This is a genomic window from Klebsiella michiganensis, assembly GCF_015139575.1.
Taxonomy (GTDB): Bacteria; Pseudomonadota; Gammaproteobacteria; order Enterobacterales; family Enterobacteriaceae; genus Klebsiella; species Klebsiella michiganensis.
Window position 1 is genome coordinate 3,995,101 of record NZ_AP022547.1, and the last position, 22,164, is coordinate 4,017,264.

Below are 22,164 nucleotides of genomic sequence, written 5' to 3' on the forward strand. Positions count from 1 at the left end.
AGTGGCGACAGCCTCAAAGAGCCAGCGCAGCCTGGCCTGAATTTGTGGGGTGAGGCTGCACAGGATGGGCCTCTTTAGGTGTAGAAATTGAGCGAACAAAAGTCTCATGCGTTACGAACGTATGGCTGCAGTTGATATTCTGGCACTGGTTGTAACGTTCTTTGGTCATTGAAGAGACCTGGAAACTGCTGCGAGTATGGGCTGCACTTCCACATAATGGGCAAATCATCATTTTACGTCCCTACCATTTTTGCTTAAATCGCAATAATGATACAACATTATTTCACTTTGTGAACTTTAAGTTCTCTTTTGAAAACCTCAGTCCATTACTAAATCATCAATTTTCACTTCCATCTCGATGCTGGTCGTAAATCCGCTATCCGGGTTGACCGTGTGCGTTAACGTGGTGATGGTCCAACTGGCGTCATCAATGGGTTGTTTAAAGCCGGTGACCTTCACGGGCATTTCCGTATAGAGATCCGCGCGGCCTTCTGCCAGCTGCAGGGAAAATGACGCCACACCACGCTGCAGCCGCTCCCAGTTCATTTTTGCTGCGCGTTCCGCATTACTGCGGTTCGCATAGGTCCTGTTCAGTACCAGCACGTTCTCATCCGTCCCGATCAGGTAATCCCCCTGCTTTGCTTCTGGCTCTTTTGGTTTTGTCGTCTTCCGTCGGCGCTTCACCTTAGCCGTTTCTTTCTTTGCCGGTTCCCGTGTATGCAACCAGTGAGCAATCACCCCGGTATACGCTCCCCTGTCAGCCAGGCTGAACCGGTGGCTGTCACCGTCCTTACGGGTAATAGTGATGACCGGCAGCGATTTACCACTTGCCGTTTTTCCCTGCCCCTGCCGGATAAACAGCAGATTACTGTCCTTCACCGAGGCAATCGCACCGTACTGCCGCGCCAGCTTCATCAAAAAACTCGCATCGCTTTCGTTGGTCTGATCAAGGTGGTCCAGTGCCTGCGCAGCAACATCTTTGCCGATGGCAACCTTCAGGCTGTGCCGCGTGGCAATTTCCTTCACCACCTCGCCCACCGTCGTTTTGTGCCATGACTTTTCACGCCTGACATTTAGCGTCTCCCTGAAATCCGCGCTACGGGCACGGATTGTCAGCCTGTCCGGGCTGCCGCTATGCTCTATCTCGTCAACAGTAAACTTTCCTTTCGAAAACAGCGGCTCGCCTTTCCACCCCAGCGCCAGAGAAATCACCGCGCCACGACGCGGCATCATCACCAGGCCGTCGGCGTCGTCCAGCTCCAGATCGAGCTGGTCAGCCTCAAATCCGCGGTTGTCGGTCAGCGTCATACCCAGCAGACGTTTATCCAGGGTCTGCGTTGCGTCTTTGCCTTCGATCACGATGCGAAAGGCCGGTGTCTTACTGCCCTGATTGAGTAAATCAGTCATCTCACTCACTGCAGTAATCCTCCCACCGTGTTTCTGATATTCCCTACCGCTGCCGCAGCGGAGTCCTGCAGACTGCTAAGCTGGTCGTTCAGGCTGCCGAACATTTCAGACAGCGACTCATCCACCCGTTTAAGTCCCAGCGAAAACTCTATTTTTCTCGCTTCACCGCTGGCGAAAAATTCCGTTTTCGTCTGGCTCAGACTTTCAATCACGTACATACCGTAGATGGTCCCGCCGCCCTCGATCAGAGGCCAGGCCTTGCCCTGCTCCGCCATCAGCTCCAGCGCCAGCAGCGACAACCGGCCGCCAGTAACTTCCGGCATGAGGACGCCGGAGAGCGTCAGTTGATCGTTATCTGGCCCCAGAAACTGCGTGGTCGGACGGCGATTAACGCGGTTGTTGGTCACATGCCGCCAGTTCCGCTGATACTGCAGTTGCTGATAGGGCACCGTGCGCAGCTGAAACACAAACAAGCCCAGAACCATCATCATGAATCGTACCCCCCTTGATCGCTGAAACTGCTGCGGGCCTTAGCCCTCATGCGGCGCTCGCGCTCATCGAGTTGTCGCGCGACCTCCCGCGCAATATCCTGCGGACTCTGCCCTGGTTGCGCCTGGATAATAATTTGTGCCTGGGTTTCAAACTGGAATACCGGCTGCGTACCTGCCGGTTTCTCTGCTGCTGGGCGGTATGATGCTGCCGGCAGGCTCATTGGATGAAGCGGCGCAGCCTCTGCAGGCATTGCTCCCCCCATCATTCCGGCGACAATGGAGGCCAGCGCTGCGGTCCTCCGGCGGCTGGTCACATAGGCCGGACCGTTAATCAGTTCCGGGCCATTTTCTCCCGCGATGCCCACTTGCCCGCGCGGAATATAACCGCCACTGTCATACATCCCCGCAAAGAATCCTCCGGCGCCTTTTTGCTGGGTGGCACCAGGTGATTTGTCGCCGCCGGTCATCCAGTCCGGCAGGTAGCTTTTTACCGATGCCAGCTTGCTCTTGAGCGTCTCCCATTTCTCATTGATACCGCTCAGGATGCCGTCAATGATTGCCCCGCCCACTGCTTTAAACTTCGCGGGCAGCGCGGCAACATCATTCAGAATTTCATCCCATTTATTGCTGATAGTCTGCTTAATCACAGCCCATGCCCCTGATACGCCGGATGAGATGGCATCCCACAGAGCTTTAAACTTCGGCCCCAGCGTTTCCCAGTTCTGCCAGATGTAAATGGCCCCCATCGCAATGAGGCCAATTATTGCCAGTATGGGGTTAGCCATCATCAACCTGCCCAGCCACAGGATCGCCTGGCCCGTACCGCTAATCACTTTCGTGATAAGGACAAACACAGAGGTAAATTTAAGGCCCAAAACCCCGGCGCTTACACGTACAATTGCCATAGGTCCCAGGATGGACGCCAGCGCCAGCGACAACACACCCGCAGCAGTAGCAACGATGGCAAATACGGCCGCAATCTTGAAAAGTGCGGCTGTCAATTGCGGATGACGCTTAACAAACCCGTCGAGAGCTGACGCCAGATCGCCTAACCAGTCAGCAATATTTTTCAGTACCGGCGCGACGGTTTCACCGATACTCGCCATGGCGTTAGTAAACGAGCCGCCAGCGGCTTCCCATTTATTCCCCAGGGTATTAAGTGACGCCTCTACACGCTCACGAAGGGTCGCCTGGTTCTCCAGTTTGGCGGCGGTTTCACGATAGCCCGCTATCCCTTTTGTGATCATGATGTTCAGTGCCTGCAGGGTTTCCGCGTCATCACCAAAAAGGGTTGCTTTGACAGCCTGCTTTTTCCCATCGTCGGTAATTTTATTCAGCTTATCCAGTTGCTTATAAAGGTTTTCCAGCCCTGCAAACTGGCCTTTACTGTTCTGAAAACTCAGCTTTATACCTGTCCCTGCAAGTACATCATTTGCTTTATCAATCTTTTTATTGTTCAGTGTGGCCTGAAAAATCTTTCGGTAGGCATTACCAGCAGACTCCCCTGCCATCGACGCCTGATCAGCCATGACCAGCAGCGGCGCGAAGGTTTTTGCAGCGTCCAGGCCTTGGAGCTTGATAATGTCCATCGCGGCGCTGATTTTTGAAAATCCCTGCAGCATATTACCAGGGTCAACGCCCGCGTAATAACCCCGCTGGATCACGTCCATCAGGCTCATCATGTCTTTTTCGGTGGTCTGCGTGGCGTCCTGCAGTTTCGCAGCGAACTCGGCGGCATCCGTCGGGGCCATCTGCAGCTGTACGCCGAGATACGCCGCCGACTCACCCAGCCCGCCCAGGATGACCTGCGCAGACATACCCTGACGGCGTAACATGGTCATCATGTTCTGAAAGTCTGCCGTGGTGCCGGGAAGCCGGTCACCCAGGGCGATCGCCAGCTTATTCAACTGCAGGAACTCCGCCGCAACCTTTCCACCCGGCCCCATCATGGAGCCAGCCAGCTGGTTAGCCGCGTTCTCTGATTCCGAGTAGGCGCGAATAGGCGCCAGCAGAGTCGCGCCCGTTGTCACCCCGGCCGCCATCATCCCGGCACCGTTCCCCGCCAGGCTGTTACGCACGTCTTGCATCTTGTCAGCTTTGGCCCTGACCGCATTCAGCTTGCGCTGGCGCTCGCCCACATCCCGCAAGCGCCTTTCCTGCTCTGCCAGCTGTTTGTTATAGCGATCCGTTTCGCGGGTAATGCGTGCCGTTTCACGGGCACCGCCGCCCGCAGAGATGCCAAGGCGGTACAGCTCCGCCCTGGCTGCCGCCATCTGTCGCGTTTCCTGCTGCTGCTTTTGCTCCAGACGTGACACGGCCCGCCATTGCGTTTCAAGCGCCGCCGTCTGCTTTTTCGTGGGGGATTCAAGGGCTGACATTTCGCGGGTCATCATCTGCGCACGCAGCCGCGCCTGGTCCAGTTCGTTACTGGTCCGGCTCAGGCTCTGTGACAGCTGATCGAAGGATTTTAACTGGCCCCCCGCATCGTTCAGCCGTTTAAGCTGTTCGCGGGTCTGCCGGACGGCGGAGGCCAGCTCCTTAGAGCCAGCCTGCGCAACTTTTAAAGGGCGGGTGAGTTTATCAACCGCATTCAGAACCACCTGCAGACGCAGGTTTTTATCACTCATCGCTGGCCCCGCTTCGCATTATCGCTCTGTGCCGCCACTCCAGCACTTCTGTAAGCGGCATAACGTCAGTGACGGACGGCGGCCAGTGAAAGATCGTGGCGATATCCGCCACCAGGTCATCTACCGTCAGGCTGTCGGCAAATCGGCAAACGCCGACTTCGGCAACAAAAAAAGGACCACCTCGATCGACATTGCGGCAAGGTCAGCAGGGTCAAGGTCCGCCATTTCCTGCGGGGTCAGCGTTGGTGTGGAGATGCGGGGGATCACGGTCATCATAGAGGCCACGTCCATCTCCATCACCGCCTGCAGTCGCGTACCGCGCAGCGCGCCGGATTGCGGCTTACGCAGCACAATTTCCGTAATCGTGGTATCACCGCGCGTGATCGGGCTATCCAGCTTCACCGTTGCTTCTTTTTTCTCACTCATGTTCTTTTCCTGTTATTGGGTGGCTGGCGCGGCATCCCGCGCCAGTGCTGCATTAAAGGCCGATGGCGTTTCGGTGCTCTTCCATCAGGTCAACGCCGTCAACAATTTCAATCATGTTGATCACATCAACCTCATAGAGCACTTCGCCGTTAATGGTCAGCTTCGCGTAACTGTTAACGCTGCTGACTTTGGTGGTATTGCTCTCGCCGGTTTTCCACTCGCCGGAATCCACCTCTTTGTGGCGTCCGCGCACAACCAGCTCAACGGCCTGCACCTCGCCGGTATCATCGCGCTGGATAGAGCCGGTGAAGCGCATCTGCACCCCATCCACCGTGGCCTTGCCCATCTGTTTGAACAGCAGCGCTTCAGTGCCGCCGATGGTCATTTCCGTATCCAGTGCGCCATCATCCAGCCCCAGATCGATACCGACTGAACCGGGCATGCCGCCGCCGCGATAGTTCTCCAGCTTGCGGGAAAATTTCGGCAGGGTGACGGATTCAGCAATGCCCATCCAGCTGTTACCGGCGTTGAAGATGTTCAGGTGTTTTAGTTTGCGTGGTAAGGCCATGGGTCCCCCTTATGCGCTTACGCGGGTGGTGAAATCCACCAGGTAACGGTCAGTGATGCGCTGGCGCAGCATCAGGTTTTCCAGTGGCGGCACTGGCGTGTAGTCGTAATCGATCCAGAGCTTCCCGGCCTTCAGGGTGTCTTTGTCGTTAACGCTGTCATCAATCCAGCAATCACCGCCGATGAGGTAGCCCTGATTCACCAGGCTGCGCATTTTGGCGCGGATGCCTTCGATAATGTCGCGGGCCAGCGACGGGTTAAGCGGCATGTCCACCGCCCACATATGGCCCTCCGCCATGGTGTCAGCCAGCACCTGCGCGGTGCGGGTGTAGTTTTCAAACTGGAACAGCGGATCATCACTGAGGCAGCGGGAACCCCAGAAGCGGAAACCATCCTTGCGGATCAACGTGGTGACGTCGTTTTGGTTCAGCAGCCCGGCATCGGTTGCCGGGTTCTGCAGGTCCCAGAACACATCCGCAGAGAAGCCTGTTACGCCGTTGACGCCCACGTTAGACAGGGTTTTGTGCCAGCCGGTCTGCTCGTCGATTTTGGCGCGCAATCCCAGGGCGCGGGCGGTGGCGTAGGCGGTCGCATCCGCCTGCAGCACCGTGTCAAAGTTGATGAAGTCAGGCCAGATAAGCATCCCTTCACGCTGGCTGAAGTTGTCGCGGTAGGCGATCGCATCCTCCACCGTCTTACAGCCGTAAGCTGACATATACGCAAAGGCCCGCAGGCTCTGCGCCACCCTCAGCAGCTCAGTGGATACGGCCTGCGTATCATGCCCCGGTACGCCGAGAATGCGCGGTTTCACACCCAGCTGCGACTGCGCCGAAAGTAACGCCTTCATGCCGGTTTTCTTACCCTCAGCGGTCACGCCGCCGATGATGTTAGCGGTGGTTTCCGCTTCGGTTTCGCCCTGGGCAACGCGCACCACTACGGTGACGGGTTTTGCCTGGTCTGCGATAGCGTCCAGTGAGCGGGCCAGCGTGCCGGACTCGCCCGCTTTACCGCTGGCGGTCAGCACGTCGGTAAGGAGTACCGGCGTATTGAGCGGGAACATGGAGGCATCGGCATCATCGCCGGTGCACACCATGCCCACGATCGCCGTGCTCACCGTCGTGATAGAGCGGGTGCCGTCGTTAACTTCTACAACGCGCACGCCGTGGTGGTAGTCTTGCGCCATGGAATGAATCTCCTGTTTAGGGGTACACCCATGGTATGGAAATCATTCACCGCAAGCCGTTGATGCCCGTTGTACCGTGGTTGATACAACCGCAGGCAGAAAAAAAGCCCCGTTACGGGGCTGATTTGTTCGGGGTTTTAGCTGTCCATCAGGCAACGCGGCTCCAGCACATCAGCAGAGTGTGAGCCTCCACCACGCTGAGCGATTTACTCTCGCCGAGGTTATCGGTTTTGCCGCTGACTGAGTGACCGTGACCCGGTACCGTGTATTCGTGGTCGTGCTCGCCCTCGTCAGAGGTATAGTTTCGCGTCCGGCGGCTGTCATTATCGGAGCCCACAATATAATTACTGTCCCAGGCCTCACCTGGCCCCGCCATCCCGCCTTTGTGCTTATGCCCGCCGCCTCTGCCGGTTCTCAGCCTCTGCTCCTCCACTTCAGAGGCCGAGCCGGTTACATTAATCTGCACGGCGGGGAGATTCGCCCGCTGAAGGGTGACCGTATCGCTGCCGCCGGTGGTGCCGACATTGGAGCCGTCCGCTTTTGCCACGCGGAGGGTTCTGTTTTCACCGGTATACGTCCACGTTGACCACGGGTAGCGTTCATTCGGGTCCACATGCTGACTGTAAAACCGGACCGTGCCGACGGGGTTTTCCGCTTCCCAGAAATCACGGATAGCAGTGCTGACCGCTGATGCAATGGCCTCCCTTGTCTCATTCTCCAGAGTGGAAACAATGTCATCGGCATAATCTTTGGCGTTGTTCCCCGCCCGGCGGACTTCTTCCACCGTCGCCAGAATCACTGACGGGTCGGCAATCATCTGCACGTCTGCAGTCTGGCTCACCATCAGCCAGATGTTAATCACCTGGAAACGTCCCGACCCTTCCGCCAGAAGCGGCTTGTAGGATTCGGGCAGGTTCGCCACCGCCAGGCAGGTGCCGGTCTCGTCAAAGAGTGCGGCCTCGCGTATCCAGAAGCCCCCGGCCTGCGGCGGCATTATCATTTCGGCACGGATAACATTTGCCGCCTGGTCGGCGATGACCAGGCGGTTCAACGGTGCGCGGTACTGCTCGTTAATCAGGGCGGTCTGGTCCGGGGACGGCACCGGCACCGGCAGGACACCGCCCCCGTCGCCGACGGCCATGTGAGTGATACCCAGGGGGATACCCTTCACCGCCGCAGCGGCCAGGCGTTCAGCCCCCTGCGTGGTCAGTATGGCGCTGAATTTTTTACTCATAAGGCAGTCCGTAATAGCGGGCTTCCCCGCCGGAGCGGGGCGGCCTCGGGATTAACTCAGGGGCGCGTAATACACCGGGCGCAGACCCATCTCGGAATTCAGCACTTCGATATTGTTGGCAAAGCCAAACTGGAAAATATCGTTCTTACCGCGCACCGGATGCATGCAGCTTGTCGCGCCCGCGTTGTAGTTGACGGTCGACCCCGCCGGGACAATCGCCTTACCGGTCAGGGACGGCCACACGCCATACAGCTCCAGAAGATTTTTTACCGCTTCCGACAGCGTGTTCTGCGGCTGAACGAAGGTCCCGCCCCAGGCCGGGTGATAAAACTCGTTGTCAGCCAGCCCGGTGGTTTTTGTCACCGCCCGCACGCTGTTGGGGGTGGTGGCCACATAGTCCGCCGTGGTGGTGTTCCCTGTATGTGTCGGGGTGATAAAGGCCCCGGTCACCGCATGGATGGCGTACCAGCCCGGCACATCAGCGCCGTGCGCACTGAACACCGCGGAGGCGGCGAGCGCGGCCTCATTGCCGGTCCCGTAGAGCTGGATTTCGCCACCCACCACACGCGCGCCGTAGGTACGCTCCCAGACGTTTCCGGCAAGATCGCTGATGCCGTTGTATTTTTTGTCCTGACGATAAGAGACCGGACCGGAGCCGGTATAAATGCGCGGAGACTGTGAGGACAAATCGCCTGCCTCTTTGCCGTCGATACGGCGTCCGGTCTGGGTCGCATCCAGCGCGGACTTGCCGTACACATCGGCACCCAGGGGACTGTACCGGCTTTTCACGGCCATCGCCTGCATCAGCGCCCACTCGACCGACGTCATGCCGTGCCAGGTGCTGCCCATCGCTTTCAGTAACGGGATAAGAGTGGCGCTGGTTGCGTTACAGGCATTCGCATCTACGTTGGGCAGACTCAGGACCTCGCCGTTCAGCACGCATCCCTGATAGGTTCCGACATACAGATACGGGATTTCCCTATCGCCCTGCTTAAAGGCCGGGTGTACGCCGGAAATCCCCATCGCCGGGTTCAGGCTTTCGATACTCACCTTCGGGATAATATTCACAAAGGTCGGCTGTCCCTTCGGGGTATACAGCACCGTCTGTTTTCCGCCCGAAGCCGCCTCAACGGAGGTCCGCAGCGCATCTTTGACTAAAATCGTGGTCATGGTGGTGTCCTTACTGGTGGTAGCTGAAAAAAGTGTCCAGGTATGCAATACGCTGTCGGGTCCAGTCCATCATCTGGTCCAGACTGGTGATGCTCAGGGAGGGCACATTCGGCCATTTTTCATATTCAGCCTGCATCAGTTCCGGGGTGTAGCGTCCCAGCAGGTCGCGGGCCAGCCCCAGCACGCCGCCCTGTGAAAACAGCCCGTTATCCCGCAGTTCGGCATAGCGGGCATTCATTTCCGCCTGGAAGGTAGTACGGACTTTCTTCCAGAAGGTGCGGTTGACCTGCATGGCGAGGCCGTTATCAAACAGATTCAGGTCTGGCGGATAGGCAATCGACGTCCCGGCGTAATGCAGACCAAAGGTGGTATCCAGGTCATAGGGCATGAAAAACCATTTCGTACCGTCCCAGGTGATAAACGTGGTGTTCTTCTGCACGCAGTCCGGGGCGCAGATAAAGCTGAGGAAGACATAGAAATCCACCACGTTGTTTTTATCCAGATGCGTACCGGCAGCGGTGGTAAACGCGTCCTGTGCGGACTGCGCGAAGTCCCGCCAGCGGTCGAGGCACGCAGCCGTTTCCGCCGTGGGTTTCGAAGGTGAGTCCATCACCCATGTGCCGTTATCCGTGAGCGCCGGGATGTTAATCGCCCCGTCCCAGATAATCATGATTTGCTCCGGGCTGTTTTTGGCGATGTTGTAATCCTTGCGTGACGAGTTGTAGAGAAAATCCCCTACCCCGTAAAACTCACCGTTGATATACAGCACGCAGGCGTACCCCTTCGGGCAGCCGATGGCGCCGGTATCAATGGCGCTGGCCCCCAGCTTCCCCACGTAGCTGTTATCAATATCCCGGCGCGGCCAGCCGCTGCGGGTCGCCATCACCTTCTGCCACAGGTTGTAGCAGAGCACATTGCGCAGGTGAGTCGAGTCAATCCAGTTCGCCTTGAAAATCCATTTGTCCTTCGGCACCACATCCCCGATTTTCAGGCTGACATTTTCGGTATGCGCCGCGTCGGCAAACAGCTCGAATTTCATGTTCTTTTTCGGGTATCCCGCCGACGACGCCCCCTGAACCTTGAAGGACACGTATGCCGTGAACATCTCTCCGTCGACGTCCACCTTTAAGGTGCCGTTAACCGGGTTGTCCTTGCTGGTCGGTGCGCCGCTGTCGGAGGTCACGTCCAGGCGAATCAGACCGCGCGGCTCACCGAAGGCAAACACGCCCGGATATTGCGCCTGCGCCTCCCGGTTTCCCGTGCCGCTGCCTGCCGCTGACGGGTCGAAGCCATCGAGCGGGAGCAGCTGACGGGCCAGCACCTGGAAGGCATAGAGGTTACTCAGCTGATGACTTTCCACCTCCTCGGGGGTGGCCTCCACCAGAGCCAGCGCCCGCATACCGGACTGAAACGCCAGCATCAGCGCCTGAATCTGGTCTGACTGACTTTTTTGTGAAGCGGCCATGCTGGTCACCTGCGCGGCCATCTCATCGAGACCGAGCTGCATCAGTGCGGCCGTCAGCGACTGGAGACCGGACTGCAACGCGGTCAGGCCATCCAGCGCCGCGCCGGTGTCCTGCTCCAGCTGCTGTCGCAGGGACGTAATCGCCTGCTGACTTGCCAGCGCATTCAGCCGGTTCGCCTGGCCGTTGCGCTTCTGGTAATAGATAAAGGCCAGCAGTTGCCCCTCGCTGTCAGGCACCACCACGCGAAAGAGTTTCCCCTCCGGCGTACCGGCAAGCCCCGCAACAGTACCGTCCGGGTCATCCGGGGTCATGAAGAAGGTGTAATCCCGGTAGTCCTGCAGCGACTCAACGGCGGTTTTTAAATAGCGGGTACGGTTCGCCAGCTGCCGGGCCTGTTTGTTTGACGGACCATAAATGCCGCCCTCCACCCGGTCTTCACGCGCCAGCAGGTAAACCTCATCTTCCCATTTCGTCTGTTCGTTAATTGCACTCATGTTATTCTCCTGCGTAAACGCCACGGCCATCGTGAAAAGTGCGCCCGTCATAGCGATGTGAGTCTTCCCCGCGCTGATTTTCGGTATAGGTGACCGACCCGGAATGGAACCCGCCGCCGTCATAACGGGCAGCCTCATCCGGCGTGTATTCCGGCGGGTACACGCTGATGACCTCCCCGCCGCACGAGGCGGCGCCGGTATACACCGGACCGGTGGTCCCCGCTGACAGTGACAGGCGGGCAATGTGGCGGCTGACCGGCCGCGCATCGCCAATAATCCGCTCCAGCTCCTTAATCATCGTCTCGGTAATACCGATATCATTCAGGTCAATCTCAAGGCGGAATGTCCCGGCGGGGTCGGCCACCTCCCACCACTCCTGTAACGTCATGCTGTAGCCGAGGTTTTCAATCACCCGGCGAACCGCCGCCACCGTCCCCTTACGTTGGTGGATCCAGAACGCATCGCTGACCGCCTGACGCTTCTCCCTCTCTGACCAGGTTTCTTCCCAGCGGTCGACAGAAAACGCCCACGCCAGATACGGCAGAAACTTCACCGGGCATTTCCACGGGTTCCAGAGGTCACGCAGCGGTACGCTTAAATCACTGATACATGAACAGGCCTGCGCCAGCCTGCGCTCCAGCGACGATGATCCCGGCGGTAACAGGCTATTCATCAGAGCCACCAATTTCTGCTTTAAAATCGGTGCAATAGGACGCCTGCGTTTTATCTATTACCATGTCAGCCAGGGGCTGCATCAGCTCAACCCGCTGCACGCCCTGAACATGCAGAGCAGCATAAATCGCAGACAGCCGCACATCACGCCCCAGGCGGCGCTGCTCATTGATGTATGCTGTGCCCTGCTCTTTCGCGGCAGCGAGGATGGGTTCCTTTGCCGGGCCGGGATAGACATACAGAACCGCATCGATTTCATAACGGACAATCTCAGCAGAGCGCACGCTCACCCGGTCCGCTACAGGCCGCACGGCCTCATCATTCAGTGCAACACCAACCACCTGCAGCAAGTCATCCGGCGCAGTGCCATCACCGTCGCGGGCCAGAATCGTCACCACGACTTCCGCCGGTGCAGGGCTGAACGCTGATGCATCTGCCACACGGCCATCGGCGCTCAGCGCGTGAAATTCATACGCGCCAACCGGCCCGGCAACGCTCATCCCCTCAAAGGCCGCCGGGATGCGCTGCCGATAATCCGCGTCCGACTCCATTTCCGCCTCAGTGGGTGGCGTGGTGGTGTCGTCCGCAGCCGTAATCACCCGGCGCTGTACGTTGTTATTCGCGCCTAAATTGTCCAGGTCATCCCCGCCGGAATAGGCCACCATGACGGCCCGTGCCGCCTCGTTAATTCGCTGGCGCAGCAGCAGCTCCCGGTACACGTTTTCCTGCAACGTTTTAACGATCGGCTCTGACTCAAGCGTTAAAGTACGGGCCACGGCTTCCTGCTCTTCTGCCGGATAGAGTGCGACAAACTCCGCCTTACGCTCTGTCAGCAGGGTTTCAAAATCCGGCTCATCCACGATCTGCGGCGGCGGTAACTGAGAAAGGTCAATAACGGCCATTGGTTGCTCCAGTCGATACGGACAGCGATACCGGCACACCGTCATTACGCTGGCCTGCCAGCTCAATCACCATGGAACCATCCATACTGCTGCTGTTAATCGTGATGGTGTCGAGCTGCAGCCGTGGTTCCCAGCGCTGCAACGCGACGTACACCGCCGACATGATTTGCAGGCGCAACACCGGGTTTTGCGGCTGGTCAATAAGCGCTGACAGCAGGGAACCATATTCCCGGCGGGCAAGGCGGCTACCCTGCGGCGTCAGCAAAATATCCCGTACGGACTGGCGCAGGTGGTCCGTTTCCGTAATGGCCTGGCCGGTATCGCGATTCATCCCGATATAGAGCGTCAAATTGGATCTCCCGTTGTTCCGCCGCTGTCGCCAGGGTGTTTATGCTTATCAGCAACGACGCCGTTTGACGTCATAGCTCCACCGCCATGGGTCACATCGCCATTCATGATCACGTTGCTGTTAATACGGGTCGTGTCGGCCTCGATCACAAGTTCCCCTGTTTTGCAGGAAACCAGCTGTGACGACTCAATCAGCACGGCTTTAACGCCCCGGATAATCCAGTGCCCGGTGGCAGGGTCGTATTCGAACCAGCCGCCATCCTCGTATTCGGTCACGTCCGCGCTTTCAGAGTCGGACGGCGGCGGGCACGCGTCGGAGTAGATGGCCGGAAGCGCAAACGCTGTTTCCAGATTGCCGCCCAGGCTGAACAGCACCACCTGCTCCCCCGGCGACGGACACCACCAGGTGCGGGATTTACCGGCGCGGTAGGTCAGCCAGTTAATCCAGTTGGTTTCGAGGTCGCCTGTTTTCACTCGGCACAGCCAGCCGTCCCGGTCCACTTCAGTCACAATGCCGGTGCGGATCAGATTGGTGATAAGGCGCATAATTTCTGTAAGTTGAATGTTCATACGCACAGCATGCACGTAGATGTTATTGAAAAAAAACCAGGTCTATTGTCTGATGTACTATACAAACCACCAATGAGGCGTAGTCATGAACACTCTTTTATCCGATCTTAAAAATGCTGTGGAAACCATGTCTAAATCTGCTTTTGATGATTTCCTAATCGAGATGATCAAAAATCTCGAAATTGAATTACTCAATTCCAGCATCTATCAAGATATGGAAAAAAAGATATTTTTTGACAAACTCTACCTTTTTAGTCTTCAAGCAAAAAAATTAGAACTTAGTTTTTATGAATGCAGACAAAAACAAATTGAAATAAAAACCCGAATAGAACAGATGCAAAATGAATTAAAATACAACTTCACCATTGAAAAAAACACTTTATCCAACCATATAAATGAAATCAAAAAAACTCTAACAGACGGAAGCCTACTTCCACATCTCGCTGGTGAAGAAATCTCTAAAATACTAGAGAAAATTAAAAATGATGACATTGACATTTTTTACATTAAACACATTGAAAATATAATATTAAACTTAAAGTACAGAACAACTTCAAACTTGGACATTTTTAGTATCAGTCGCTCCGTAAGAATCAATGCAGGCCAAGTAAAAAAATATAAAGAAAGCAAGGAAAAAACAATACAATACATCAACAATACTTTTGAATCACCCCTATCAAATAATAAAAAAACAGAAAAAAAAATTGAAGAGAAAAAAATTGAAAACGATACATACATTGAAATAGAAGATATCTGGAAAGAGCATTTAAATCATTTCTTTGACCTTGGATACATGTTAGATACAACCCTTAGAAATGTGTTATCCGAACGATATAAAGGGCCTAGAAAACATTTAGTCTATGACTCAGAAATTTAACCACAACAAAAGGGTATCGCGCGTAATGTCCTCCACTTCGCCATTGATGCCGAGTAACCGACGCCGCGAATACTGAACCTCCGGACCTCTGCGGCTAACACGGTCACGCAGACCGTAATGATGAACGCGCACAATACGCTGTACCTTGCCCTCAAATTCGACACTGGCAGAGTCCGAGCTGGCGACGGCTTTCAGGTATTTTGTGGTGCGGAGTTTTGCAAACATCTGCCGACGGATGCGGCCCTGTTTCGTTCTGGCCGTCACGCGACGCGGCTCGTAAGCCGTCCCGTCGGGGTTGTGCTGCATCCTGATATTTTTCTGCTGACTGCGGCGCAGCTGCTGCGCCAGCTCCCGCATCATGCGCTTACGTGCGGCAGGTTCCAGTCCCGCCAGCAACGCATCTAACCAGGCGTCAACTTCCTGCAGCTCAGCCACGGCTCACCGCCCACATTTCGTCTGGTTCGTCCGGTTCCGGCACCGCTTCGACGCTGGACACGTCACCTTCAGCGCTGACTATCACACGCTCTGTCAGTTGCAGATTCAGGCTGATATCACAGATATCATTGCGCAAAATATCGACTTCAAAGGAAAGCAACTTTTCCCGCAGTTCCGGGTTATGAATAGCATCCGGCTGATTTTCCCTTAACCAGGCCAACACCGGCGCCATCAATAACCCCTGATCGCCGCTGAAATCCACAATCACCACATTCAGGGTATAACGATATTCCCATGAAAGTGACGCTGCCCCGGTTGCCACCACCGATCCGTTATCCACGAATAAATGCAGCTTGTCCGGGTTATCGCGGACATATGGCACCGCGTTATTCAGGGCGCGGCGTAGGGACTGAGGTTTGTTCACTGTTTCGCTCCTGGCAGGAAATTATCGTGTCCACCTTGTCAGCACAGATCGACCAGGCCGCCTCCGCCTCATCCAGCGCTGCCAGCAAATCGCCGTTAGTGCTGGCCGCTGACTTTTCCAGGCGGCACTGCGTCACTCTGGGACAACCATTCACGGTAAGCTGCACCTCCGGCGAGGGCCGGACGTTCGCGCATCCTGATAATGTCAGGAGGCAAAGGAGTACCAGCCCAGAGGCGCAAATCCTCGTTTTCACGTTTTAGCTCCTCAATCCGGCGCTGGCGGCTTCGCAGCAGCGCGTTTGTGCTTTCTGCCGCCGCGTAAAGCCGCATCTGCTCACGGTTGTTGTTTTCTGACAGGATGGACAGGGCGATCAGCTGACTGTTCGTTTTTGCCAGTTTGTCGCCCGCTGTTTTCAGGTCCCTGCCTTGCTGATCGATGGTGTGGCTAGCCTCATTCAGTCGCCATGACTGCCAGCCCAGCGCCGCCAGTACAAGCGCCAGAATTACCGCCAGCGCGCGCGTCATACCGTCACCGGCTGCGCATCAACAACCTGCGCACGCAGGACCTTAAGCGCGACCAGCGTCAGCAGATAAAATGTCAGGGTGACAACGTGGCCCGTAAAGGCGAGAAAAATCACAAGCAGTGAACGCCTAGCCCATCTGATCACCAGGTTTCCTGGCGTACTGAAAAAGCGCGTCAGCGCCTGCATTGTCTCTTCCCGATGAGTGCCACCCGCATACCACCCAGCCAGGCAAAGCACCACCGCCACCCAGACCAGCAAACAGGCTCCCCATGTCAATGCGGTGACCAGCGCCGAGGCCATGCCGTTTGGGACAAAGAGACTTAAAATCATCAGCGCCGCGTACAGCACCGAAAGCAACCCACTAATAAATTTCTTCTTCATTTCGTTATGCTCCTTTTAAGCACCAGGCCAGCTCCCGCCCGCGGCGGTTATCCAGCCCTTGGTTAAATATGCCGTTGACATATACCCAGCGCGGTAGCTGATAGCAGGCATCGCGCCAGCGCTTCTGATTGATAAACTTCACCATGGTTGAACTGCAGGCATTGCCCGTGCCGACGTTGAACGCCAGCGACACGAGGGCGTCATAAACGTACTGCGGCACGTTCACCAGGACACACCGAGCCAGCGCGGTTTCTACCCGTAATACGTTGGTGATGAAGTTCCCCGCCGCCTGCCGCTCTGTGATGGTCTTCCCCGGCACCACACCGGACGTGTTACCGATGCCGTCGGTCCACACGCCTGCGTCGCACTGGTACGGCTGCAGGCGGCACCCCTCGTAATCAGCAATCAACTTCAACCCGTCCACTGAGGTGTGGAGCTGCTGGAAATTGGGCAACGTGGCAGCGATGGCCAGCACTGCCCCCACCAGGCAGCGCTTAACGATTGAAGGATTCATATTCCCCCCGGGTTATCTTCCCGCCGCGTAGCAGCTGATAGGTTTTGTGTTTGTAGTACCAGTTGATCGCCAGCATCAGCAGACCAATCAGCACACCGCCCACCGTAGAGGCATCTTTAAGCGATAAATCGCCCAACATCGCCAGCAGCACAGCGATGCAATACGTAATAAAGGCGCTGATCCGTTCAAGCGTCATAACTCAGTCCCATAACTGGACGGTCTGCACCGTGGTAGTGGTCGCAATATCCGGCAGCTCCACCTGCAGCCCGTGAGGTAAAAAAGGGCCATGCTCAGCCAGCCCCGGATTTGACTGCAGTACCTGCTCTGTGACGCCCTGCGTGCGCCCGTAATGACGCCAGCAAAGCGCGTCCACCGTGTCACCCTGGTACGCACGCACTTTCATCAGATCAGCTCCACCGTACAGTGGGGTGCATCCTGCACCCGGCTGATTGCCCAGCGGGCATCGCGCCACAGATCGCCGCTGGCCTCCGCCAGCTCATCACCCCGTTTGACGCCGGATGCCGTGGCGTCATAGTCCAGGTAACGTTCATTCACCTGCGCACGCGCCCAGCAATACACGGCGTTGTGATAGTGGTGGATGCGCTCGCTTTTTCCGTCCAGCACTTCCGCCGGTACGTCTGCCAGGGTCTGGAACCCCAGCGCCTGCTGGCGCTTGCGGAAGTCGTACAACTCCGCGTTGACCTCCGACATCACGGACCGGATAAGCTGCCCGAGACGCGGCGACGTCACCGTGCCATCCGTTCGCATCACGCTGCGAAACTCCGACAAATCCACATCAGGCCAGAATGGGGTGTTTTTGATGACCTCCGCCTGTTCCGGCGCCTGTTCTGGCGCAACAAATCTCATGCGGGTTTTCTCCTGAAAAGGTGGGCGGTGAACGGGATTTTGATAAGGCGCTGCCTGTCGCCATCCCGTGCCGCCCGTGCGCGGGGCACGTTCCGTCAGTGGCTGTTACGCAAATGGCGCTCCAGCCGCTCTTTGTCTTTTTTCACACCGCAGCGTGGATCGAGCTGCAGCGCAAACGTGTAGTGGTTTAGGGCTGCGGCCGGGCGGGACTCGCTGATCACGGCGGCAATGGCTTTATGCAGCCGGGCGCGGGACTGGTCCGGCATATCCAGCGTATCCGTCAGCGAAAGCGCCTGCAGCAACACGTCAGCAGGGAATTCAGCTTTCATGCGCTGCGCGGCTTCTGCCTGGTCTGCCAGCTCTTCAGCAACAACGGTCTGCACGTTGCGACGGCCCAGCGCCTGCGGCATCACCCAGCCATGCTTAAGCGCGTGCGCGGCAATCTGCAGGCCGCCGGCAAAATCACCGGCATCGATACGCCACACCATCAAAAACATCAGCACGTCATCCTGCTGCGCTCCACCGGCTGCCAGTACGCCATCCGCCCAGGCGGTATATTTGGGTAACAGCTCCACCTTGATTTGTGCCTTTTTCACGGTGGACTGCACCCCCTTGAGGCGGCGGCGGTCCTCCGCCAGCTGCAGCAGCATCAGGTCATAACCCGACGCATGGCGAACACTGCCGCCCTGACGGGCGGCCTGTTCAGCCTGAACGCGCAGGCGGTGCTGCCGTGCGGGACTCAGGCTCATGCGTTACTCCCCTGCTCCGGCGCTGAAGTCGCCGATGGTGATGTTTTCCACCAGTGCCACGCAGCGGTAATCCTCCACCACATACGCCTCATTGACGGATTCGAAGTTTTCGATGCGATCGCGTTTCGGGTTATCAATGACCGAACGGCGGCGGGTATCTTCCTGCCAGTAGATGGACAGGTTATCCAGACGGGTGATCAGCATGGCATTAGCCGGGAATGACGGGGCGCGGACAGCCTGCAGGCCACCCATGCGTTTCTGACTGATAATCAGATCAGCGGCCAGCGCCTCGGTGTTTGCCTGCTCCTTATTGACCAACGGGAAATACTTGTCAGACAGCAGCTCACGGCCACAGATCACAACCAGCTCCGCATCATCCTGGAAAACCGGGTCAATAAGCTCATTGACGGCATCCATCACCAGCGCATCCAGGTTGGCATATTTACCGCCCTTGCCTACCTTCACCGGGTCTGCAGTAGTGGTGCCATCTTCAGCCGTGGTGCTGCCCATCACGCAATCCGCCGCATCTTCGCGGACCTTCTGCAGCCAGCCTTTGTTAACGTCCTGCAGCAGCGGGTTAGCGCCACGATTTGAGGTTTTGGCACGCTTCACACCGTTAAACCCGATCATGATGCGGTCCAGCGCCTGACGCTTGACGATGGCGTTACGGATGCGCACCTGGAAATCCTGGAATTTCGCCCACAGGTCCAGTTTTGCGTAGGTCAGCACCGTATCAAAGTTGGTCTGCTCGCACTTGTACTCAACATCCACCATGACTGTCGGATCGGTTGGTTCGCGCTCCTTCGTGGTCGTGTCAGTGGTCCCGGCAATGGTACTGCCGACGCCCAGACCCAGCAGCTGGCCTGACTGCTCAGTCACCCCAATGATGTTAACCATGGTCAGGAATGCGGCGGACTGCTGGATCTGGTCTTCCAGCGTCTGCTGCACCGACGGCTCCACGGTGAACTTGCTGGACAGCTCCTCAACTTCTACGCCATTCAGGCGTGCCAGCTGCTGCAGGTAGGCGTTAAAGGCAAAACGTGTTTTCTTTTTCATTGGTTCTTATGCTCCATCAGCAATTGGTCAGGGTACCTGCCGGCGCGTTACCGCCCGGCGCGCGCTGGCGATAATCTTTGCGGCTGTCTTCCTGTTGCAGCTGCTGCTCCAGCTCTGCAAAGGCGGTCTGCTGCTCCTGCAGGGATGTTTCCAGCTCAGCAAGGCGCTTATCCTGCGCGGACAGGGATTGATCGGTGCGTTCGCTCAGGCTCTGCTGCTCGGTGGCGACCAACTCAACAGCACGATGCACATCAGAGAAACGCGCATCATCGGTTTGCTCTTTTTTGGTAAACATCGCGGTTACGCGGGCAAAGAGGGAGGGTTTTTCGCCCTGGACCTCTTCCCACTCGATCAGCGTTTCTTCTGCGGCGGTAAAGAGGTTTTCCGGGTTCTGCTTACGGCTTGCCAGCGGGTTGCTTTTGGCGCTGGCACTAAACTGCAGCATTTCCGTACCCAGGCTTGCCGGGTCGTCAGTCGCTGCCAGGCCAACCAGGTACGCTTTGCCGGTATCAGCAAAACTGGTATTGACCTCCATCGAGGTGAACAGCTTTTGCAACTTGCGGGTATACGCCACCAGATCATCTGACGGGATGATCCACGCATACAGGGCCATTTTCCCCTTCAGCGGGCCATCCGCAATTTCTTCGGCTTCCAGCTTATCCACGGTCCCGAAACGGCGGAATGGGCTGTCCGGGGTGTAGCCCTTGATGTGTTCCAGATTAATCAGCGCGGTATAGACCTGCGGGTTATAGCTTGCCGCCATCTGCTCCAGCCAGGCACGCTCGATGTTGCGCCCGTCCGTTGTTGCCCCTTCCACACCAATGCGGAAGCGTTTTGCTTTAACTGCCATTTGAGCGACTCCATCAAATAACTCAGTGAGGCCTTATGGTTGCTGTGATGGAGGGGGCGAAACAACGCGCAGACCTTGTGCGGTAAACCATACAAAAGCCAGCCGGGGAAAGGCTTCTGTCAAGGCCGTAGTCTTGTGCCATGAACACAACATTGACTCCCGCAGACCTCGATCCCCGTCGGCAGGCACTACTGCTGTATTTTCAGGGATACCGCATAGCCCGCATTGCAGAAATGCTGGGCGAGAAAGCCGCAACCGTTCACAGCTGGAAAAAGCGCGACAAATGGGGCAGCTACGGTCCGCTTGACCAGATGCAGCTCACCACGGCCGCAAGGTACTGCCAGCTGATTATGAAGGAGCAAAAAGAAGGGAAGGACTTTAAGGAGATTGACTTGCTGGCGCGCCAGTCCGAGCGCCACGCCCGCATCGGGAAATTTAACAACGGCGGCAACGAGGCCGATTTAAACCCGAACGTTGAAAACCGCAACCGCGGCCCCCGTAAACAACCTGAAAAAAATCTGTTCAGCGACGAACAGATCGAAAAGCTGGAAGAGATTTTCCGCGCTGGCATGTTCGAATATCAACGCCACTGGTGGGAAGCAGGGATAAAGCATCGTATCCGCAACGTGCTGAAGTCCCGCCAAATCGGGGCAACGTATTATTTTGCGCGTGAGGCTCTGATCGATGCGCTAGTGACTGGCCGAAACCAAATTTTCCTGTCAGCGAGTAAAGCCCAGGCGCATGTTTTTAAGCAGTACATCATTGAGTTTGCCAAAGAGGTCGATGTAGAGCTGAAAGGCGATCCGATGGTCCTGCCTAACGGTGCCACGCTCTATTTTCTGGGGACCAATGCCCGCACCGCGCAGAGCTACCACGGCAACCTGTACCTTGACGAATATTTCTGGATACCGAAATTCCAGGAGCTGCGAAAAGTCGCCTCCGGTATGGCGCTGCATAAAAAGTGGCGGCAAACCTATTTTTCTACCCCGTCCAGCCTGACGCACAGCGCCTATCCCTTCTGGTCTGGCGCGCTGTATAACCGTGGTCGCTCAAAAACGGACCGTGTGGATATCGACCTGACCCACTCGGCGCTGGCGGCTGGCCTGCTTTGTGCTGACGGTCAGTTCCGGCAGATCGTGACGGTGGAGGATGCCGTGCGCGGCGGCTGTAACTTGTTCGACCTCGACCAGCTGCGGCTGGAATACAGCCCTGACGAATACCATAACCTGCTGATGTGCGAGTTTATTGACGATCTCGCGTCCGTGTTCCCTCTTTCCGACCTGCAGGCCTGCATGGTGGACAGCTGGGAGGTATGGGAAGATTTTCATGCACTGGCTCTGCGTCCGTTTGGCTGGGGCGAGGTGTGGATCGGATATGACCCGGCGAAAGGCACCCAGAACGGTGACAGCGCCGGGTGCGTCGTTATCGCCCCGCCTGCCGTTCCCGGCGGCAAGTTCCGCATACTGGAGCGCCACCAGTGGCGCGGCATGGATTTCCGCGCACAGGCAGAAGCTATCCGCCAGCTCACCCTGCAGTACAACGTAACCTATATCGGCATTGACTCTACCGGCGTCGGTCACGGCGTCTACGAGAACGTCAAAGGCTTTTTCCCGGCCGTCCGGGAGTTTGTCTATAACCCCAACGTCAAAAACGCCCTGGTGCTCAAGGCATACGACATCATCAGTCACCGCCGCATTGAGTTTGACGCCGGTCATACCGATATCGCGCAGTCATTCATGGCTATCCGCCGGGCCACCACCGCCAGTGGAAACCGCCCCACCTATGAAGCCAGCCGCAGCGAAGAAGCCAGCCACGCCGATCTAGCCTGGGCAACGATGCACGCACTATTTAACGAACCACTGCAGGGCGAAGCCGCCAATACAAGTAACATCGTGGAGATTTTTTAATGACTGAGAATACCGCACAGGATG

General features: G+C 56.8%; 29 protein-coding genes. 2 read left to right on the forward strand and 27 right to left on the reverse strand.

All coding sequences use genetic code 11. The features are described 5' to 3' along the window. Positions 1-13 precede the first annotated feature (13 nt). From JLG71_RS18785 to JLG71_RS18855, 15 genes are all read right to left on the reverse strand, one after another. On the reverse strand, positions 14-232 hold the full coding sequence (locus JLG71_RS18785) for an ogr/Delta-like zinc finger family protein (RefSeq protein ID WP_004223962.1): 219 nt from the start codon (positions 230-232) through the stop codon (positions 14-16). An 86-nt stretch (positions 233-318) separates the two neighbouring features. Next, positions 319-1,407 carry a phage late control D family protein gene (locus tag JLG71_RS18790; RefSeq protein WP_227638760.1) on the reverse strand — a complete coding sequence of 363 codons (1,089 nt, stop codon included), beginning with the start codon at positions 1,405-1,407 and terminating at the stop codon, positions 319-321. A gap of 5 nt (positions 1,408-1,412) precedes the next feature. Then, complete coding sequence (locus JLG71_RS18795) at positions 1,413-1,898, reverse strand: phage tail protein (protein WP_004223957.1); 486 nt, start codon at positions 1,896-1,898, stop codon at positions 1,413-1,415. After that, positions 1,895-4,525: a phage tail tape measure protein gene (locus JLG71_RS18800; RefSeq protein ID WP_116280371.1), complete on the reverse strand. Its 2,631-nt coding sequence runs from the start codon at positions 4,523-4,525 to the stop codon at positions 1,895-1,897. Before JLG71_RS18800 ends, JLG71_RS18795 begins: the two co-directional genes overlap by 4 nt. Then, complete coding sequence (locus JLG71_RS18805) at positions 4,518-4,637, reverse strand: GpE family phage tail protein (RefSeq protein ID WP_002896220.1); 120 nt, start codon at positions 4,635-4,637, stop codon at positions 4,518-4,520. Before JLG71_RS18805 ends, JLG71_RS18800 begins: the two co-directional genes overlap by 8 nt. 14 nt (positions 4,638-4,651) lie before the next feature. Then, positions 4,652-4,951 carry a phage tail assembly protein gene (locus JLG71_RS18810; RefSeq protein ID WP_004223950.1) on the reverse strand — a complete coding sequence of 100 codons (300 nt, stop codon included), beginning with the start codon at positions 4,949-4,951 and terminating at the stop codon, positions 4,652-4,654. A gap of 52 nt (positions 4,952-5,003) precedes the next feature. Next, positions 5,004-5,519 carry a phage major tail tube protein gene (locus JLG71_RS18815; RefSeq protein WP_004150986.1) on the reverse strand — a complete coding sequence of 172 codons (516 nt, stop codon included), beginning with the start codon at positions 5,517-5,519 and terminating at the stop codon, positions 5,004-5,006. 9 nt (positions 5,520-5,528) lie between these two features. Continuing rightward, positions 5,529-6,701 (reverse strand): phage tail sheath protein, encoded by a 1,173-nt coding sequence (locus JLG71_RS18820; RefSeq protein ID WP_116280370.1) that lies wholly within the window; start codon positions 6,699-6,701, stop codon positions 5,529-5,531. 148 nt (positions 6,702-6,849) lie between these two features. Next, positions 6,850-7,935 carry a phage tail protein gene (locus tag JLG71_RS18825; RefSeq protein ID WP_116280369.1) on the reverse strand — a complete coding sequence of 362 codons (1,086 nt, stop codon included), beginning with the start codon at positions 7,933-7,935 and terminating at the stop codon, positions 6,850-6,852. A gap of 51 nt (positions 7,936-7,986) precedes the next feature. Beyond that, positions 7,987-9,105 carry a hypothetical protein gene (locus tag JLG71_RS18830; protein ID WP_116280368.1) on the reverse strand — a complete coding sequence of 373 codons (1,119 nt, stop codon included), beginning with the start codon at positions 9,103-9,105 and terminating at the stop codon, positions 7,987-7,989. Between the two features lie 10 nt (positions 9,106-9,115). Beyond that, the gene (locus tag JLG71_RS18835) at positions 9,116-11,065 is read right to left on the reverse strand and encodes a CotH kinase family protein (protein ID WP_200913748.1); all 1,950 of its coding nucleotides are present in this window, start codon (positions 11,063-11,065) and stop codon (positions 9,116-9,118) included. 1 nt (position 11,066) lies between these two features. Further along, the gene (locus JLG71_RS18840; RefSeq protein ID WP_116280366.1) at positions 11,067-11,738 is read right to left on the reverse strand and encodes a phage tail protein I; all 672 of its coding nucleotides are present in this window, start codon (positions 11,736-11,738) and stop codon (positions 11,067-11,069) included. Further along, complete coding sequence (locus JLG71_RS18845) at positions 11,731-12,639, reverse strand: baseplate assembly protein (RefSeq protein WP_116280365.1); 909 nt, start codon at positions 12,637-12,639, stop codon at positions 11,731-11,733. The genes JLG71_RS18840 and JLG71_RS18845 overlap by 8 nt, the downstream gene beginning before the upstream one ends. Next, positions 12,626-12,988, reverse strand: coding sequence for a GPW/gp25 family protein (locus tag JLG71_RS18850; RefSeq protein WP_116280364.1), 363 nt, complete (start codon positions 12,986-12,988; stop codon positions 12,626-12,628). The genes JLG71_RS18845 and JLG71_RS18850 overlap by 14 nt, the downstream gene beginning before the upstream one ends. Continuing rightward, positions 12,985-13,557 (reverse strand): phage baseplate assembly protein V, encoded by a 573-nt coding sequence (locus JLG71_RS18855; RefSeq protein ID WP_116280363.1) that lies wholly within the window; start codon positions 13,555-13,557, stop codon positions 12,985-12,987. Before JLG71_RS18855 ends, JLG71_RS18850 begins: the two co-directional genes overlap by 4 nt. Positions 13,558-13,642: 85 nt before the next feature. Here JLG71_RS18855 and JLG71_RS18860 point away from each other — a divergent pair, with 85 nt between their 5' ends. Further along, positions 13,643-14,434 (forward strand): hypothetical protein, encoded by a 792-nt coding sequence (locus JLG71_RS18860; protein ID WP_049090055.1) that lies wholly within the window; start codon positions 13,643-13,645, stop codon positions 14,432-14,434. Here JLG71_RS18860 and JLG71_RS18865 read toward each other — a convergent pair. From JLG71_RS18865 to JLG71_RS18920, 12 genes are all read right to left on the reverse strand, one after another. After that, positions 14,423-14,869, reverse strand: a complete 447-nt coding sequence (locus tag JLG71_RS18865) for a phage virion morphogenesis protein (protein WP_116280362.1) — start codon at positions 14,867-14,869, stop codon at positions 14,423-14,425. The two genes, JLG71_RS18860 and JLG71_RS18865, sit on opposite strands and share 12 nt — an antisense overlap. Beyond that, complete coding sequence (locus JLG71_RS18870) at positions 14,862-15,293, reverse strand: phage tail protein (RefSeq protein ID WP_116280361.1); 432 nt, start codon at positions 15,291-15,293, stop codon at positions 14,862-14,864. The genes JLG71_RS18865 and JLG71_RS18870 overlap by 8 nt, the downstream gene beginning before the upstream one ends. Continuing rightward, positions 15,256-15,501, reverse strand: coding sequence for an Rz1-like lysis system protein LysC (gene lysC, locus JLG71_RS28430; protein ID WP_224394378.1), 246 nt, complete (start codon positions 15,499-15,501; stop codon positions 15,256-15,258). Before lysC ends, JLG71_RS18870 begins: the two co-directional genes overlap by 38 nt. After that, positions 15,389-15,817 (reverse strand): Rz-like lysis system protein LysB, encoded by a 429-nt coding sequence (gene lysB / locus JLG71_RS18880; RefSeq protein ID WP_116280360.1) that lies wholly within the window; start codon positions 15,815-15,817, stop codon positions 15,389-15,391. The genes lysC and lysB overlap by 113 nt, the downstream gene beginning before the upstream one ends. Next, entirely contained in the window at positions 15,814-16,197 is a 384-nt protein-coding gene (locus JLG71_RS18885) for a DNZ54_00345 family protein (RefSeq protein ID WP_200913749.1), read from the reverse strand. Before JLG71_RS18885 ends, lysB begins: the two co-directional genes overlap by 4 nt. A 4-nt stretch (positions 16,198-16,201) precedes the next feature. After that, the gene (locus JLG71_RS18890) at positions 16,202-16,711 is read right to left on the reverse strand and encodes a lysozyme (protein ID WP_116280359.1); all 510 of its coding nucleotides are present in this window, start codon (positions 16,709-16,711) and stop codon (positions 16,202-16,204) included. Further along, positions 16,692-16,907, reverse strand: a complete 216-nt coding sequence (locus tag JLG71_RS18895) for an HP1 family phage holin (RefSeq protein WP_049090061.1) — start codon at positions 16,905-16,907, stop codon at positions 16,692-16,694. The genes JLG71_RS18890 and JLG71_RS18895 overlap by 20 nt, the downstream gene beginning before the upstream one ends. 3 nt (positions 16,908-16,910) lie before the next feature. After that, the gene (locus tag JLG71_RS18900) at positions 16,911-17,114 is read right to left on the reverse strand and encodes a tail protein X (RefSeq protein WP_049090062.1); all 204 of its coding nucleotides are present in this window, start codon (positions 17,112-17,114) and stop codon (positions 16,911-16,913) included. Next, positions 17,114-17,578 (reverse strand): head completion/stabilization protein, encoded by a 465-nt coding sequence (locus tag JLG71_RS18905; RefSeq protein WP_116280358.1) that lies wholly within the window; start codon positions 17,576-17,578, stop codon positions 17,114-17,116. Before JLG71_RS18905 ends, JLG71_RS18900 begins: the two co-directional genes overlap by 1 nt. Positions 17,579-17,673: 95 nt before the next feature. Beyond that, entirely contained in the window at positions 17,674-18,327 is a 654-nt protein-coding gene (gpM, locus tag JLG71_RS18910; RefSeq protein ID WP_049090064.1) for a phage terminase small subunit, read from the reverse strand. A 3-nt stretch (positions 18,328-18,330) separates the two neighbouring features. Further along, positions 18,331-19,383: a phage major capsid protein, P2 family gene (locus tag JLG71_RS18915; protein WP_200913750.1), complete on the reverse strand. Its 1,053-nt coding sequence runs from the start codon at positions 19,381-19,383 to the stop codon at positions 18,331-18,333. A gap of 16 nt (positions 19,384-19,399) precedes the next feature. After that, positions 19,400-20,233: a GPO family capsid scaffolding protein gene (locus JLG71_RS18920; RefSeq protein WP_116280356.1), complete on the reverse strand. Its 834-nt coding sequence runs from the start codon at positions 20,231-20,233 to the stop codon at positions 19,400-19,402. A gap of 140 nt (positions 20,234-20,373) precedes the next feature. Between JLG71_RS18920 and JLG71_RS18925 the strand changes: the two genes are divergently transcribed. Continuing rightward, a complete protein-coding gene (locus tag JLG71_RS18925; RefSeq protein WP_163520845.1) occupies positions 20,374-22,140 on the forward strand; it encodes a terminase ATPase subunit family protein in 1,767 nt (588 codons plus the stop codon). Positions 22,141-22,164: the final 24 nt, after the last annotated feature.

Excerpts from the sequence above, each read along its gene's own strand:
- JLG71_RS18895 (WP_049090061.1), bottom strand. The coding sequence starts at position 16,907 with ATGACGCTTGAACGGATCAGCGCCTTTATTACGTATTGCATCGCTGTG.
- JLG71_RS18915 (WP_200913750.1), bottom strand. The coding sequence starts at position 19,383 with ATGAAAAAGAAAACACGTTTTGCCTTTAACGCCTACCTGCAGCAGCTG.
- JLG71_RS18815 (WP_004150986.1), bottom strand. The coding sequence starts at position 5,519 with ATGGCCTTACCACGCAAACTAAAACACCTGAACATCTTCAACGCCGGT.
- JLG71_RS18920 (WP_116280356.1), bottom strand. The coding sequence starts at position 20,233 with ATGGCAGTTAAAGCAAAACGCTTCCGCATTGGTGTGGAAGGGGCAACA.
- JLG71_RS18820 (WP_116280370.1), bottom strand. The coding sequence starts at position 6,701 with ATGGCGCAAGACTACCACCACGGCGTGCGCGTTGTAGAAGTTAACGAC.
- JLG71_RS18840 (WP_116280366.1), bottom strand. The coding sequence starts at position 11,738 with ATGAATAGCCTGTTACCGCCGGGATCATCGTCGCTGGAGCGCAGGCTG.
- JLG71_RS18835 (WP_200913748.1), bottom strand. The coding sequence starts at position 11,065 with ATGAGTGCAATTAACGAACAGACGAAATGGGAAGATGAGGTTTACCTG.
- JLG71_RS18800 (WP_116280371.1), bottom strand. The coding sequence starts at position 4,525 with ATGAGTGATAAAAACCTGCGTCTGCAGGTGGTTCTGAATGCGGTTGAT.
- JLG71_RS18860 (WP_049090055.1), top strand. The coding sequence starts at position 13,643 with ATGAACACTCTTTTATCCGATCTTAAAAATGCTGTGGAAACCATGTCT.
- JLG71_RS18890 (WP_116280359.1), bottom strand. The coding sequence starts at position 16,711 with ATGAATCCTTCAATCGTTAAGCGCTGCCTGGTGGGGGCAGTGCTGGCC.
- JLG71_RS18790 (WP_227638760.1), bottom strand. The coding sequence starts at position 1,407 with ATGACTGATTTACTCAATCAGGGCAGTAAGACACCGGCCTTTCGCATC.
- JLG71_RS18810 (WP_004223950.1), bottom strand. The coding sequence starts at position 4,951 with ATGAGTGAGAAAAAAGAAGCAACGGTGAAGCTGGATAGCCCGATCACG.
- JLG71_RS18905 (WP_116280358.1), bottom strand. The coding sequence starts at position 17,578 with ATGAGATTTGTTGCGCCAGAACAGGCGCCGGAACAGGCGGAGGTCATC.
- JLG71_RS18825 (WP_116280369.1), bottom strand. The coding sequence starts at position 7,935 with ATGAGTAAAAAATTCAGCGCCATACTGACCACGCAGGGGGCTGAACGC.
- JLG71_RS18785 (WP_004223962.1), bottom strand. The coding sequence starts at position 232 with ATGATGATTTGCCCATTATGTGGAAGTGCAGCCCATACTCGCAGCAGT.
- JLG71_RS18855 (WP_116280363.1), bottom strand. The coding sequence starts at position 13,557 with ATGAACATTCAACTTACAGAAATTATGCGCCTTATCACCAATCTGATC.
- JLG71_RS18900 (WP_049090062.1), bottom strand. The coding sequence starts at position 17,114 with ATGAAAGTGCGTGCGTACCAGGGTGACACGGTGGACGCGCTTTGCTGG.
- JLG71_RS18925 (WP_163520845.1), top strand. The coding sequence starts at position 20,374 with ATGAACACAACATTGACTCCCGCAGACCTCGATCCCCGTCGGCAGGCA.
- gpM (WP_049090064.1), bottom strand. The coding sequence starts at position 18,327 with ATGAGCCTGAGTCCCGCACGGCAGCACCGCCTGCGCGTTCAGGCTGAA.
- JLG71_RS18830 (WP_116280368.1), bottom strand. The coding sequence starts at position 9,105 with ATGACCACGATTTTAGTCAAAGATGCGCTGCGGACCTCCGTTGAGGCG.
- JLG71_RS18885 (WP_200913749.1), bottom strand. The coding sequence starts at position 16,197 with ATGAAGAAGAAATTTATTAGTGGGTTGCTTTCGGTGCTGTACGCGGCG.
- JLG71_RS18795 (WP_004223957.1), bottom strand. The coding sequence starts at position 1,898 with ATGATGATGGTTCTGGGCTTGTTTGTGTTTCAGCTGCGCACGGTGCCC.
- lysB (WP_116280360.1), bottom strand. The coding sequence starts at position 15,817 with ATGACGCGCGCGCTGGCGGTAATTCTGGCGCTTGTACTGGCGGCGCTG.
- JLG71_RS18845 (WP_116280365.1), bottom strand. The coding sequence starts at position 12,639 with ATGGCCGTTATTGACCTTTCTCAGTTACCGCCGCCGCAGATCGTGGAT.